The organism is Rhodohalobacter sp. 614A (assembly GCF_021462415.1).
Classification (GTDB): Bacteria; Bacteroidota; Rhodothermia; order Balneolales; family Balneolaceae; genus Rhodohalobacter.
Window position 1 is genome coordinate 71,853 of sequence record NZ_JAKEDS010000005.1, and the last position, 13,881, is coordinate 85,733.

A 13,881-nucleotide genomic window follows, 5' to 3' on the forward strand; every position below is an offset into this window, starting at 1 on the left:
AGTCAAATCCTGTTAAATTTGCTGTTTAAAGAGATTAGTAATTCTCTCAAGGGATTTTTTCCAAACCGGCCTGCCATTCCATCGGTGTCCGTCAATTCTCTCACAAAATTCAAGATCACTTTCGAAATGGGTGTTAAGAAGAGTGGCCAGATCGTCATCAATCACTACCATATTCACTTCATCGTCTTTCAACATTGAACGGTGATTAAAATTGGCCGAACCAATACAGCTTACTTTATCATCGATGGTGATAACTTTGGAGTGAAGCATGGTTTTCTGGTAATACCAAAGTTTTACACCTCCTTCAAGAAGGCTATCGAAAGCATCTTCGCCCGCCAGCCTGGCTACTTGTTTATCGATGTATTTACCAGGCATCATGATATTTACTTCAACTCCCCGCTCAACAGCTTCCGTTAGCAGTTGGATAATATTCGAATTTGGATTGAAATAGGCTGTAGTGATGTAAATATTCTTTTGAGCAACTCGTATCAGGGTTTGATAAAGCATAATAATATCACTCCACCGGACAGATGCAGCTGTACGTAAACACTGGATAAGCGTATCACCTTTTCCATCGGAGGATGGCAACACATGATCATTCTCCCAATCAGGATCGATTGGGAGAAATCCCATCGTTTCAATCCAGTTCTCCATAAAAGCAGCCTGCAGGCCGCTTACTGCTTCTCCCCTGATTCTGAAATGAGTATCCCTCCATTCAGATGGGTTCCTCGCATCGCCTTCCCACTCTTTGGCAATTCCCACTCCGCCCGTAAAAGCGACTTCTTTGTCACAGATTAGTACTTTACGATGGGTACGGTTATCCGTTTTCCAGATTTTCCACCGGGCCAGAGGACGAAACCATTTCAGATCAACCCCTTTTTTTTCCATCAGCTTAGGAAGTTCAGGGGGCATGAAGTGAGCGCCATAGCAATCGAGAATAACCCTCACTTTTACACCTTGTTCTGCTTTTCGTGCAAGAGCTTTTGCAAATTTCACAGCCACATCTCCTGACCAATAGACAAATGTCAAAAAATCAATTTGTCTTTCGGCCTGCTCAATGGCATGAAGCATTGCGGGAAAAATCTCGTCTCCGTTAACCAATACATCAATATTATTGTTTCTGCTAAAAGGAATACCGAGGGCATTCTCTAAAACATTTTTGTATTGATTACTTTCTTTAGGCAAACCTTCAGTTAGTTACGATGAGAGTTAATGCTTTCTCTGCATCATAAATATAAAAGAACTCCTCATATTTAAAACCGGATTTGATTGATTTTCAAACTCTGGTTCTTCTGCCAAAAATTAATGAAATGACAAACAACACAAGGAACAGGTAAAACAAAATTTCAGCAATACCTGCTGCGGCGCCTGCCAGTCCGCCAAATCCAAAAATGGCTGCAATAATTGCGATAATCAAAAAAGTAATGCTCCATCTTAACATAATAGTCTTCCTCTTCTTTGTTTTATTTTAGGTTAATCTAGTCTTTTGTTCTCAGCAGGATTACTCCTATTACCAGTACAAATGCCGAAATTATCATGGGGATCGGATCTCCCTTGCTTACCACTACATCAGCTCCAAGAAAACCAAAACTTTCAGTGTCGTTGATGTAATTAATTCCAGTATATATAAGGGCAATTAATCCACCTATCGTAAATATTGATCCAATAGTTTTTTTCATTTGCCTTTGAACTTTTGTTGATTTTAGTTACTAGTTAAGACAGTAAAATCATACATTTGTTCCCTAACTTTTCTAAGTGCAAGGCTCGTAGCCTTTCAGACAGATCGAGTTACAGGAATGATCGCTGGCAATATTCTCCTCTCTGCAAGCCCAAAAAAATGATTACCACAGAGAACTTTAAGAAACATGAATCACAATGATCAGAAATGTCAAAACCTCAGATGCAGAACAAATCTGTGCCATTTACAACAATTATATAACCCGTACGCAGGTAACATTTGAGGAGGAACCGCTCGCTGTTGGCGATATTATTTCCAGGATAAATTCAGTCACTCAAAATTATCCCTGGCTTGTTTATGAAGAAGATGAAACGGTACTTGGATATACATATGCAAATCAATGGAAAGAGAGGTCGGCGTATCGAAATACTGTAGAGACAGGAATTTATCTTGATTCAGATCTTCTGGGAAAAGGCATTGGCTCAGAATTAAAAGCCGTAATGATTGATGAGCTAAAAGCACGGGGCTTTCATTCTGTGATTTCCGGTATCGCCTTGCCGAATCCGGCCAGCATTGCTATGTGTGAAAAATTTGGGTTCAAAAAAATAGCACACTTCAAAGAGGTTGGATACAAATTTGGCGAATGGATTGATGTAGCATATTGGCAACTGATTTTAGATGAAAATTCATAGAATTCCTTCAAATAATCCGCTTCATATTCATTATCTTTCCCGCGACAAAAAGGAAATTCCTAAAACAACCATTTGTGAAAAAACTGGTTATTTTTGCGTCCGGGTCGGGCACAAACATGCAGGCTATTATTGATGAGATTGAAGGAGAACGCATACAGGCGGAAATTGTCGGGCTCATCACAAATAAGAATCACATTCAAGCCATCGAACGGGCAAAAAAATTTAGCATTCCGGTTTGTGTTATTACAGAAACGGATGAAAAAGTCTATGCCTCAACACTTGAAAAACAACTCTCGGAATGGCGGCCAGACTTGATTGTACTTGCAGGATTTTTAAAAAAGATACCTGATTCAATCATCAGAACGCACAAAAACAAAATCATCAATATCCATCCGGCTCTGTTACCAAAATATGGCGGAAAAGGATTTTACGGAATCAATGTTCACAAAGCTGTTTTGGAATCCGGCGACAAGGAAACCGGTTGCACCGTTCATTTCGTGAATGAAGAGTACGACAAAGGCCCGATCATAAGCCAGGCTAAAGTAAGAGTTTTTCCTTCGGATACACCGGAAATTTTAGCAAAACGTGTTTTAAAAGCGGAACATGAATTGCTTCCTTCAGTCATAAAAAAACTAATTAATCAAAAATAATCGTAACCAACTGTGTCTCTACAACCTCTCTCTTCTTTGCCCCAGAATTCTTTAAAAATTAAACGTGCCCTGCTTTCTGTTTCCGATAAAACAGGTATTGCAGAATTGGCAAAAGCACTACACGAAGCCGGTGTGGAAATTGTAAGTACGGGTGGAACTGCTAAAGCCATTCGTGAAAAAGATATTCCGGTAACGGATGTAAGCGACATCACTGATTTTCCCGAATGCCTTGATGGGCGCGTGAAAACATTGCACCCGAAAATTCACGGCGGCATTTTGGCGAGAACAAGCCACCAGCCTGATAATGACGAGATTGACGAACTTGGTATTTCGCCTTTTGAATTGGTTGTTGTAAATCTCTATCCATTTAAAGACGTTGTAAAAGATGGAGATATCACCCCTGCGGTTGCAACCGAAAATATTGATATCGGCGGCCCTACCATGGTACGTGCGGCGGCAAAAAACTTTGCTCATGTTTGTATTCTGACCAACCCGGATCAATATGAGTCTTTTCAATCCGAACTTTCATCCAATAATCAGATTCAGTATTCAACACGATTAAAGCTTGCCCGCAAGGCATTTGAACATACAGCTGATTATGACGCAGCCATCAGCCGGTATTTCAATCAGCTTGATGAGCAGGATTTGCCCGATCAGCTGAATATTTCTATCCCGAAATTTGCAGGCTTGCGATATGGAGAAAATCCACATCAAAAAGCCTCTGTTTATGGAGAGCAAGGCCAGTTTATCGACTGTTTTCACGGCAAAGAGCTCAGCTACAACAACTATCTCGACATTGACAGCGCCCTTCGTTTAATGGCAGATTTCAAAGATGAAGATCCCACAGTTGCCATTTTTAAGCACACGGTTCCATGTGGAATCTCTACAAAATCGAATTTAAATGAAGCCTATAACCGAGCATTTGCTACAGACAAGGTTTCTCCATTTGGCGGAATTGTGATTGTAAATCGTCCGTTAGACATGGAAACGGCCGAATCAATTGATTCCATTTTTACGGAAATCATCTTAGCACCTGATTATGAAGATGGAGTTGCAGACTTTTTAAAGGAGAAGAAGAACCGACGTTTGATAAAAGTGCTTAAATTCCCCGGCAGCAATGACGATTTTTCTGTTCGGTCCATCATCGGCGGAGCGCTTTACCAACAGGCAGACAACAAAGTGATAACGGCTGACGACCTCGAAGTTGTTACTGAACGAAAACCATCAGAAAAAGAGATATCTGATCTTCTTTTTGGATGGAAAGTGGTAAAACATGTAAAATCGAATGCCATCGTTTACGCCAAAGATCAGGCCACCTGTGGAATTGGTACTGGCCAGACAAGCCGGGTCGAAAGTTCGGTTATTGCCGTACGAAAAGCTATGAATGAAGATCTCTCTTTGAAAGGAAGTATTATTGCATCTGATGCATTTTTTCCTTTTGCTGATGGTGTCATTGCAGCGGCCCAGTCAGGAGCAACAGCCGTTATTCAACCCGGTGGAAGTGTGAGAGACAAGGAAGTGATTCACGCCGCAAATAAGTATAAAATGGCGATGGTATTTACCGGAATTCGTCATTTTAAACACTGAAAAAAACCGTTTATTTTCTAAAACAAATGTTCGCAACTGCATCACTAAACATGTATTTTTGGTGGTGCCCTGAAAAAATTAATTTTTTGTAAAGAAATTCACCCTAATGTCCAATCCATACACAAAATCAAAGCCTCGGAAGAAAAAAAATCAGAAAAAAAACGGGCTTTTTGATTTTCTTTACACAGACATTGCGATTGACCTTGGAACTGCAAACACTCTTGTTTATGCACGCGGGCAAGGTATTGTTCTGAATGAACCGTCCATCGTTGCATTGAACAATCGTAACGAACCTGTGGCTACCGGCCATGAAGCCCGTCTGATGCACGAAAAGACGCACGGTAACATCAGAACCGTGCGGCCACTTCGCGACGGCGTTATTGCCGATTTTGAAGTTGCCGAGCAGTTGATCAGGGACATGATCCAGAAAGTAAAAATGAAATGGTATTCCACAACCCGACAAATGGTGGTTTGTGTGCCGAGTGGTATTACCGAGGTAGAAAGACGTGCCGTTCGAGATAGCGCTGAACATGCCGGTGCTAAAGAAGTTTACCTTGTGGATGAACCCATGGCCGCTGCAATTGGAATTGGCCTGGACGTTCACGAACCCGTCGGAAATATGATTGTGGATATCGGTGGCGGAACAACGGAAATTGCAGTAATTGCGCTTTCGGGAATTGTACATGCACAATCCGTGCGGCTTGGCGGCGATGAATTGAACGATGATATTGTTAACTACTTCCGGAGAAATCATAATCTTCTGATTGGTGAACGAACATCGGAAAAAATTAAATGCGAAATCGGTTCAGCCGCCCCACTCGATGAAGAGCTGGAGATGATTACAAAAGGCCGCGACCTTGTCAACGGTGTACCCCGAACCCGTCAGGTTACGTCCAAAGATGTGAGAGAAGCTATTTCAGAATCTGTAAATACTATTGTTGAATCCATAACAAAATCTCTTGAGCAAACCCCACCAGAGCTTTCTGCAGATATTCTGGATCGCGGAATTATGCTTACGGGCGGTGGCGCTCTGCTAAAAAATCTCGACAAACTGATTATGGAAACAACCGATCTTCCCGTTCATATTGCCGAAGATCCGCTAACCGCTGTTGTTCGCGGAACAGGTGAAATTCTTGAAGATCTCGACTTTTACAGAACTGTAATTACGTAAAATTCTCCATACATGTGAATGCGACGATTAACGGGTGTTAAGGACTACATCATAACCGCTATTCTTCTGTTAATTGCCATTGTTTTGATGGTAAACAGGCATGAGGGTGGTCTTCAGAATCTTCGAAAAGCTTCCATTACCGTTCTCAGTTATCTTGAACAACCTCTTTCCAATTTCCGCATCTATCGCCAGGCTATTTCCACGAATACGTATTTGCATCAGCAGAATATTTTACTGCAGGATGAACTGAATCGTTTGCGCTCGGTTGAAGAACAGAACAGGGTTCTTCGGGATCTGTTGAACTTGCGGGAAGAAAGTTCCTACCCATTAATTCCGGTTCAAATCGTGGCAAAGGATTTGACGAACATCAACAGCTCTATTACGGTAAGTGCCGGTACGAATGACGGAGTAAAAGTTGGAATGCCGGTTATTAACTCTGACGGACTCATCGGCCAGGTGATTCTTGCTTCAGGCAACTATTCTCAAGTACTTCCTTATTCCAATTCGATGTTCAGGGTAAGTGCGCAAATTGAAAATAATCGATCCTACGGAATTGTTTCATGGCCGGCAAGGGCAAATAAAGAACTCGTGCTGAGATTCATTCCGGAAACTGTAGAGGTTGAACCCGGACAAAGGGTTTATACTTCTGGTTTCAGTAACCAGTACCCTGCGGGCATTCCTATTGGGGAAGTTACTGAAACCGATACAGACACAGGAATTGAAACCCAAACCATTTACCTGGAAGCTTTTGCCGATTTGGCTTCAGCCGCCGAAGCTTTTATTGTTCAGTTTGAACCCGATACCACTGTGCAAAATCTTAATGAAGCACAAGAGGATCTGTTTTGATGAGGTCTGAAAACATACGACAAATCTTATTCGGTCTTGGAATCGTTGGTATCCAAACCATATTGCTAAAGCATCTTGAAATATTCGGAGCTGAAGCCGATCTCGTGCTTGTTTTTCTTCTTTGGATTTGCACAAAAAGGCCCAAAACCGACGCACTTTTATTTGCCGCTTTTTTAGGTTTTTTACAGGATGCAATGACCGACCTGTGGGGGCTCCATATGTTTTCAAAAATATTGCTGGTCTTCATACTACACGCTTATTTGAATCGTATTTCTAAAACAAGGTTTATTTTTTGGCAGGTGTTTGTGATCATCCTGTCAGCTGCTTTCTTACATAATGTAATTTTTTATGGAGTCAGCCTGTTTTCCGGACTTTATACTTCCGGCGCAATCCTTTGGAGCCTGCTATTGGTAAGCCCGTTATTTACGGCAATTGTGGGCAGTTTTCTACATCTCGTTAGAGAAGATTCATAAACGTTTCATGACAAATCACCGACAATCAGATAGAATTCGTACTTCTGCTAAAATACTTCAAGGTATTGTAGTGCTGGGTCTGCTTATCCTTTTGGGGCGAATTTTCCAGCTTCAAATCATAGAATACGAAACATACACGCCGCTTAGCATGCAGAATTCCCTGCGCCTGGAAGTGGTAAATCCTGCACGGGGACTTATCTATGATAAAAACGGTACGATTCTGGTCGAAAATCAACCCATTTATTCCATTACCATTACGCCTGCCCGCTTCGAAGAGGAAAAAATTCCACTGCTCGCAGAATTGCTCCAGGTAGAAGAAACAGAGGTTCGCGAAAAAGTCAATGAAGCTCAAAACTATTCCTGGCATCGAACGTCACGGCTGTTTGCAGAAGTCTCATTTGAATCATTCTCTGCCATTCAGGAAAATTTGTGGCAGTTACCCGGCATCGGGCATCAGATTGAAAGTAAGCGCCATTACCCTACTGAAGTTAAAGCTTCTCATGTGATGGGCTACCTGCGGGAGGCAACTCGTGAAGAATATCTCGCAAACGACGCTCTCAGGCTTGGAGATAAGATCGGAAAAAGTGGGCTGGAAATGGTTTATGACAATTATCTTCGCGGAGAAGTGGGTACGGAGTATATTCGGGTAAATGCATTTGGTCAGGAGTTAGGCTCTTATGAGAGTGGATCGCTTGATATCCCGCCCACAAAGGGATCTGATCTGATCACAACCCTTGATGCCGATCTCCAACTGCTTGCAGAACAACTGATGCAAAACAAACGGGGCGGGTTGGTAGCTATTGATCCTCAAACCGGCGGCATTTTAAGTATGGTGAGTGCGCCTCAATATGACCTTTCCAAACTGGCCGGCCGGATGGATATAGAATACTGGCAACAAATCAATTCACACCCCCACACGCCTCTTTACAACCGGGCAATTTCAACCAGACAACCACCAGGCTCTACTTTTAAACCTTTTATGGGGATGGTGGCTATGGAACTCGGACTAATCACACCTCAAACCGAAATCTACAATCCCGGCTATTACTCCAGGGGACGACGATATGGAGACCTGGCCGATCCGGGAAATTATAACCTTGAAAAAGCAATAACGTATTCGAGCAATACCTTTTTCTTTTGGATCATGGATCGAATAGCCAGCCGTGGACTGCTCAACAACTGGTCCAGATTGATTAAAGATTTCGGGATTGGCCCGGAAAACAACATCGATCTTCCGTACGAGGTATCCGGAATTGTTCCAGACAGTACCTACATGAATGAACGGTTTGGTGACAGATATTGGGGGGTCGGGGATTTGATGAGTTTGGGAATCGGGCAGGGAATGGTTTCAGCATCGCCCCTGCAGATGGCTGTGGCAGCAGCCACCATTGCTAATGGAGGATATCGCGTTCAGCCGCATGTTGTAAGTGCTATAAAAGACAGGAATGAACAATTTCAATACACCAACCCTGTTTTTGACAAAATTGATTGGCTTGATCAAAATCAAATTGAAACCGTAAAAAAAGGAATGAGAGGTGTAGTAACTACCGGTGGTGGAAGATATTACGCCAACCTCCCCGATATTGAAGTAGCCGGAAAAACCGGAACCGCACAAAATCCCTATGGGGAAGATCACGGTTGGTTTATTGCTTTTGCCCCGTTGGACAATCCCCAGATTGCCGTAGCAGTTCTGACCGAAAACTCAGGATATGGCTCCATATCTGCCGCTCCGATTGCTTCACTTGTTATTGAAAAGTATTTGACGGGTGAGTTAAACAGGCAACGTGTGCTGGATTATGTTTTAAACTTTACACCGAAGGATAATGCAAGCGGGGTAGCCGGACAATGATTAACGCAAAAGATTTTAGCTGGTCGGTTATCGTTCTCTGGGTAGGAATCTTTACAATTGGATTAGCTGCAATCTACAGTGCTACACAAGGACCCGTTTCTCAGTTTCTACCTGAGTACATTCAGAATAACTTCTTTAAACAAGCTGTTTGGGTTGCTCTTTCTATTGTTATTCTGGTCGCTACGCAATTTATTTCTCCACGAACATTCCAGGGCGGAGCCTATCTCTTCTACGCTGTTTGTATATTATTAATGATCATCACTCTCTTTTTTGGGGTTGAGGTGAGTGGTTCTCACAGTTGGCTGCGAATTGGACCTTTGAATTTCCAGGCCGGTGAAATTACAAAAATAGCCACTATACTTGCCGCGGCCAACTATCTTACAAGCCGCCGCGATATTTCAGCCGAAAATTTAAAAACAGCCTTAACCACCGTTGCCATTTTTATGCTTCCGGTGGTGTTGCTTTTACTTCAAAATGAAGCTGGTGTAGCCATTGTATACCTTACAATTCTTCCGGTAGTACTGTTCTGGTCAGGACTACCATATGGAATTTCTCTGTTGATGATTTCTCCGGCTTTAATCGGTTATTTCTCGATACTAAATTGGTTTTGGGGAGTGATTATGATCGTCATCATAACCATTGCCATATTTTTGATACAGCGGCGTACCTGGTTAACCGTTACCAGTCTGGCTTTGGGAATTTTGGTAGTTGTTGGAACGGAGGTTGCACTTCAAAAAGTACTTCAACCACACCAGCGTGCACGTATCGAATCGTTTGCAAATCCAACGCTAGACCCACTGGGCGCTGGATGGAATGTATTGCAGGCCAAAACAGCTATTGGGTCGGGAGGATTGCAAGGCAAAGGATTTATGGAAGGCACTCAAACACAGTTGAGATTTTTGCCTGCGCAATGGACAGACTTTATTTTCTGCGTAGTCGGAGAGGAATTTGGATTTATTGGAGCCTCAATTGTTCTTATACTCTTCAGTCTCCTGTTTTTGAGGCTTCTCTACATGGCCTCGAATCATAAACATCCGTTTGCTCAACTGGTAATAGTAAGCATCACCTTTCTATTTTTTATGCATTTCATTATCAATATTGGAAGTGCAACAGCTATTCTGCCAATTATTGGAATTCCGCTTCCGTTTATGAGTTATGGCGGATCCGCTTTTCTCACCAATACAATTATGTTGGCGATTTGCCTCAATCTTGATTCTCACAAGCGATCGTTTAGTATTTATAGTTAATTTGATTTAATTGAGAACGGATGTATCTTTTAAAATCCAATCTTGATTCGTTCTCAGACAAACAGATCAGCTGATTTTACAACATCCAAAAATTACTCAGATCGCTCAAATACTTTTGTTGTACGAAGGCTAAAACTCAACCGATGATGTTCGGTATAGCCGTGCTTTTCTAATCCTGCGAAATGTTCCTTTGTAGCATATCCAACGTTCGTTTTCCAACCAAATACAGGATATTCTTCATGCAATTTCTTCATGAGATTGTCGCGGTGAACTTTTGCTAATATGGAAGCTGCCGCAATAGATGCCGATTTATCATCTCCTTTCACAATGCAACTATGAGGAATTACCGTTGGACTGAACATATTTCCGTCAACCAACAAGTAATCGGGTTCTGCTCCGTCTGCTTCGGAACAGCGTATCATCGCTTTAAAAGAAGCTTTTAAAATATTGATGTCATCTATCTCTTTTACCGAACATTGTTGAATCGTCCAAAAACTTGCTTTCTCTTTGATTTCTACAGCCAACCTAACTCTGTCTTTCTCATCAAGGGTTTTGCTGTCGGCAATCTCTTCACTTAGCTGGGTATGTGGTTTCAATATCACTCCTGCAGCTACGACAGGCCCACATAGGCAGCCACGTCCTACTTCATCCAGCCCCATAACTCTTTGATAACCTTGTACCCAAAGATTCTTTTCGTAGTGATATCTATCCATCAATAATTTTCGTTTCAAATTTCAGGTAACAATGATTACTATTCCCTTGCCGTCACGTAAAAAATCATGCAATGATTTGCTTCAATTCGCGGTTATAAAGATAAATAAATCTTCAACGGAAGTCAGTTTATGCATTTCATTTATTCTAAATGGGACGATCGGTTTAATCAGTCTGGAAAATCCCCATTTGAAACTCTTTGGGATCTATTCCAGGAACTTTTAACCATTTCGGGTGGAGACGTCTCCCAGGCCTTACGATGGCTGAACCAAATTGACCAAGAGTATAAAATTACCGATCAGTTTGAAGACGGCTACGGCCTTGGAGATTTTATCGATGAAATGAAAGAACGTGGGTATCTCCGGTTTGATGAGGAACAATCTATTATGGTTCCTACCTCTAAAACGGACCGGAGCATCCGCCAAAAATCATTGAAGGAAATTTTTACCCAGTTAAAAAAAGGAGGTGAAGGCCATCACAAAACAAATTATTCCGGAAAGGGACTCGAACGCCAACCGGAAACGCGTCCGTGGAAATCAGGAGATGACACATCTCATATTGACAGCACGGGAACGATGATGAATATGCTGAAACACAGTTCTCTTGATCAGTTTCAATTGAGAGAAGACGATCTTCAGGTTTATGACACCGATCATTATACGTCTGTATCTACAGTGCTTTTGATTGATGTGAGCCACTCCATGATTCTCTACGGTGAAGATCGAATCACACCGGCAAAAAAAGTGGCTATGGCTTTGTCTGAACTTATTATGAATAATTTTGCCAAAGATTCGCTGGACATCGTCGCGTTTGGAAATGAAGCCTGGGATATTGAAGTAAAAGATCTCCCCTATTTGAAAGTCGGCCCATATCACACCAATACCCTTCAGGGATTACAGAAGGCGAGACATATTCTGCAACGGAAGAAATTCTCGAACAAACAGATTTTTATGATTACAGACGGAAAGCCATCGTGTATGATTGAAAATGGACGGCTCTATAAAAACAGTTTTGGGCTGGATCGAAAAATTGTTAACAAGGTTCTTGATGAAGCGGTGGTCTGCCGGAGAGAACAGATCGATATCACAACCTTTATGATTGCGAGAGATCCTTACCTGCAAAATTTTGTACGGGAACTTACAGAAGCAAACAAAGGCCGAGCCTACTACTCTTCACTTAATAAATTGGGTGGATATATCTTTGAGGATTATATCCGTAACCGGCGAAAACGCGTGCAATAAAAAAGGCGACTTGTTTCTGCAACAAATCGCCTTTCAAATCAATTAAAAAAATTACTCGCTAGATGCCAAGATTTTGCATGACGGCATCGGTAATGTCATAGTTAGACTGAACTTCCGGAGAAACGTAAAGAATAATCACATCTCCGGTAGAAGTTGTGGTGTTCAGCACATAATCCAACCCTCGCTCGGCTGCAACAGCATTGATTGATTCCTGCATTTGCTGTAAAAGCGGAGCCATCAATTCTGCTCGTTGTTGTTGTAGCTCTTGTTGAGCCTGTGAAGTTAATTGACGGTATTCCTGGTCTAACTGCGTCAATCTTTCCTCTTCAGTCTGGCGGGCTTGTTCAGAAATAACACCAACTTTTTGCTGGTAGAGTTCCATTTCCGTCTGGAGTTCTCGTTCCTTTTCAGTCAGTTCATTTTGCTTTCTCTCAGCAAAATTTTGAAGGCGTTGTTGAACGGCTCTCATTTCAGGCATTCGCTGCAAAATAGCCGTGGGATCCACAAAACCGATCTCCATGTCGCCACTGGCCTGGGCATTTGCTGATGGAACAGCCATCATAGCTGAAAGAATAAAAAGGGTTACAATAGATAGTATATTTAATTTTTTCATGATACGGTTCGGTCGAATTAATTTTGAGTAAGTTTATCTATAACATTTTGTGTGATATCCGGCGCCCGTTCTGAGGTGTAATAAACAATCGGATCGCCTGTATTCGAGGCTTTGTTGATTACGTAATCCAATCCCATCTCTTCGGATACTTCCGCCATTGCTTCTTCAACCCGGACAAGAAGCGGATTAAAAAGTTCGGTTTGCCTTTGCTGAATCTGCTGCTGAATTCTTTGTTGTAAACTGTTGAGTTCCTGTTGCATTTCGCTAAGCCTTGCCTCTTCTTCCTGCTGCTCAGTCTCGCTTAAATTACCGGCTTCTGCCTGTTCAGAATACTCTGTCATTTGGTTAATCCAATCCTGGTAGCGGGCTTGAAATGCACTTTGGCGTTCCTGCATATATTCTTCCAGATCTGTTTGAACCTGCTGCGTTTCCGGCAAAGCATCCAGTACGGAATCGGGGTTCATAACCGCTACTTTCAACTGGGCAGACGCTACAATGGGCACCAGTAAAAGCAGTAATGTAATTGATAGTCTTTTCATAGAGTTCGATTTTTTTAAAGCACCAAAATTAACATTTATATTTTTCAATTTCCTGTTTCATTAATTCCCAATTCCAACATTACTTCTTCAGTCAAATTCCACTCCTCTCTGACGAAAAGAAATCTGGTATCTTCGGCACGGTCAAACACAAAATCATAAGAATCTCGTGTTGCCACACGGGTTAACGCATCAAATACTAATCTTTGTATAGGCTCCAGTAATTCTTGCTGCCGTGTGAAATATTCACCCTGCGGCCCAAACCTTTCTTCTATGAATCGATCCAGGTCTGTTCTTTTTTGTTCGATTTCATCAAGCCTTTGCTGGCGGATTTCTTCCGTAAAAAGTATTTCCCTGGCTTCAAATTCTCTTTCCAGTTCGGTGATTTCATCCTCCATTTCCTGGATTTCCTGTTGCCAATTATCGGATAGCAGGTTTAATCGTTGTTCGATACCGGTATATTCCGGCATTTGCTGCATAATAACATCCGAATCTATAAACCCGATTTTTTGATCCTGTGCACCGGCAACATCAACAAACAGAAACGTGAGTATGAAGATGTAATATGTGCACGTTTTTCCCAACAT

Annotated in this window: 16 protein-coding genes; 9 read left to right on the top strand and 7 right to left on the bottom strand. The window is 42.0% G+C overall.

Features of this window, described 5'->3' with window-relative positions:
- Positions 1–12 precede the first annotated feature (12 nt).
- The 3 genes from L0B18_RS18310 to L0B18_RS18320 form a co-directional block, all read right to left on the bottom strand.
- On the bottom strand, positions 13–1,185 hold the full coding sequence (locus L0B18_RS18310; protein ID WP_234573367.1) for a phospholipase D-like domain-containing protein: 1,173 nt from the start codon (positions 1,183–1,185) through the stop codon (positions 13–15).
- 91 nt (positions 1,186–1,276) lie between these two features.
- Positions 1,277–1,441 (bottom strand): DUF1328 family protein, encoded by a 165-nt coding sequence (locus L0B18_RS18315; RefSeq protein ID WP_234573368.1) that lies wholly within the window; start codon positions 1,439–1,441, stop codon positions 1,277–1,279.
- Positions 1,442–1,478: 37 nt separating this feature from the next.
- Positions 1,479–1,679 (bottom strand): hypothetical protein, encoded by a 201-nt coding sequence (locus L0B18_RS18320; RefSeq protein ID WP_234573369.1) that lies wholly within the window; start codon positions 1,677–1,679, stop codon positions 1,479–1,481.
- A gap of 196 nt (positions 1,680–1,875) precedes the next feature.
- On the opposite strand from L0B18_RS18320, the gene L0B18_RS18325 reads away from it, so the two are divergent.
- The 8 genes from L0B18_RS18325 to rodA all read left to right on the top strand — a co-directional run bounded on the left by L0B18_RS18325 (position 1,876) and on the right by rodA (position 10,193).
- Entirely contained in the window at positions 1,876–2,370 is a 495-nt protein-coding gene (locus L0B18_RS18325) for a GNAT family N-acetyltransferase (RefSeq protein ID WP_234573370.1), read from the top strand.
- Between the two features lie 74 nt (positions 2,371–2,444).
- Complete coding sequence (gene purN / locus L0B18_RS18330) at positions 2,445–3,020, top strand: phosphoribosylglycinamide formyltransferase (protein WP_234573371.1); 576 nt, start codon at positions 2,445–2,447, stop codon at positions 3,018–3,020.
- Between the two features lie 12 nt (positions 3,021–3,032).
- Entirely contained in the window at positions 3,033–4,607 is a 1,575-nt protein-coding gene (gene purH / locus L0B18_RS18335; RefSeq protein WP_234573373.1) for a bifunctional phosphoribosylaminoimidazolecarboxamide formyltransferase/IMP cyclohydrolase, read from the top strand.
- Positions 4,608–4,713: 106 nt separating this feature from the next.
- The gene (locus L0B18_RS18340; protein WP_234573374.1) at positions 4,714–5,778 is read left to right on the top strand and encodes a rod shape-determining protein; all 1,065 of its coding nucleotides are present in this window, start codon (positions 4,714–4,716) and stop codon (positions 5,776–5,778) included.
- An 18-nt stretch (positions 5,779–5,796) separates the two neighbouring features.
- A complete protein-coding gene (mreC, locus tag L0B18_RS18345; protein WP_234573376.1) occupies positions 5,797–6,624 on the top strand; it encodes a rod shape-determining protein MreC in 828 nt (275 codons plus the stop codon).
- Positions 6,624–7,097 carry a rod shape-determining protein MreD gene (gene mreD / locus L0B18_RS18350; protein ID WP_234573378.1) on the top strand — a complete coding sequence of 158 codons (474 nt, stop codon included), beginning with the start codon at positions 6,624–6,626 and terminating at the stop codon, positions 7,095–7,097. The genes mreC and mreD overlap by 1 nt, the downstream gene beginning before the upstream one ends.
- A 7-nt stretch (positions 7,098–7,104) precedes the next feature.
- A complete protein-coding gene (mrdA, locus tag L0B18_RS18355; RefSeq protein WP_234573380.1) occupies positions 7,105–8,946 on the top strand; it encodes a penicillin-binding protein 2 in 1,842 nt (613 codons plus the stop codon).
- A complete protein-coding gene (gene rodA, locus L0B18_RS18360) occupies positions 8,943–10,193 on the top strand; it encodes a rod shape-determining protein RodA (RefSeq protein ID WP_234573382.1) in 1,251 nt (416 codons plus the stop codon). Before mrdA ends, rodA begins: the two co-directional genes overlap by 4 nt.
- A gap of 92 nt (positions 10,194–10,285) precedes the next feature.
- On the opposite strand, the gene L0B18_RS18365 is transcribed toward rodA, so the two are convergent.
- A complete protein-coding gene (locus tag L0B18_RS18365) occupies positions 10,286–10,906 on the bottom strand; it encodes a ribonuclease HII (RefSeq protein ID WP_234573383.1) in 621 nt (206 codons plus the stop codon).
- Between the two features lie 129 nt (positions 10,907–11,035).
- Between L0B18_RS18365 and L0B18_RS18370 the strand changes: the two genes are divergently transcribed.
- Positions 11,036–12,145: a vWA domain-containing protein gene (locus L0B18_RS18370; protein ID WP_234573385.1), complete on the top strand. Its 1,110-nt coding sequence runs from the start codon at positions 11,036–11,038 to the stop codon at positions 12,143–12,145.
- Between the two features lie 58 nt (positions 12,146–12,203).
- Here the strand turns inward: L0B18_RS18370 and L0B18_RS18375 are convergent, their stop codons facing one another.
- Genes L0B18_RS18375 through L0B18_RS18385 form a run of 3 tightly spaced genes read right to left on the bottom strand, consistent with a single transcriptional unit; the run spans position 12,204 to position 13,881 of the window.
- Positions 12,204–12,758, bottom strand: coding sequence for an OmpH family outer membrane protein (locus L0B18_RS18375; protein ID WP_234573387.1), 555 nt, complete (start codon positions 12,756–12,758; stop codon positions 12,204–12,206).
- Positions 12,759–12,775: 17 nt separating this feature from the next.
- Complete coding sequence (locus tag L0B18_RS18380; protein ID WP_234573389.1) at positions 12,776–13,297, bottom strand: OmpH family outer membrane protein; 522 nt, start codon at positions 13,295–13,297, stop codon at positions 12,776–12,778.
- A gap of 44 nt (positions 13,298–13,341) precedes the next feature.
- Positions 13,342–13,881 (bottom strand): OmpH family outer membrane protein, encoded by a 540-nt coding sequence (locus L0B18_RS18385; protein ID WP_234573390.1) that lies wholly within the window; start codon positions 13,879–13,881, stop codon positions 13,342–13,344.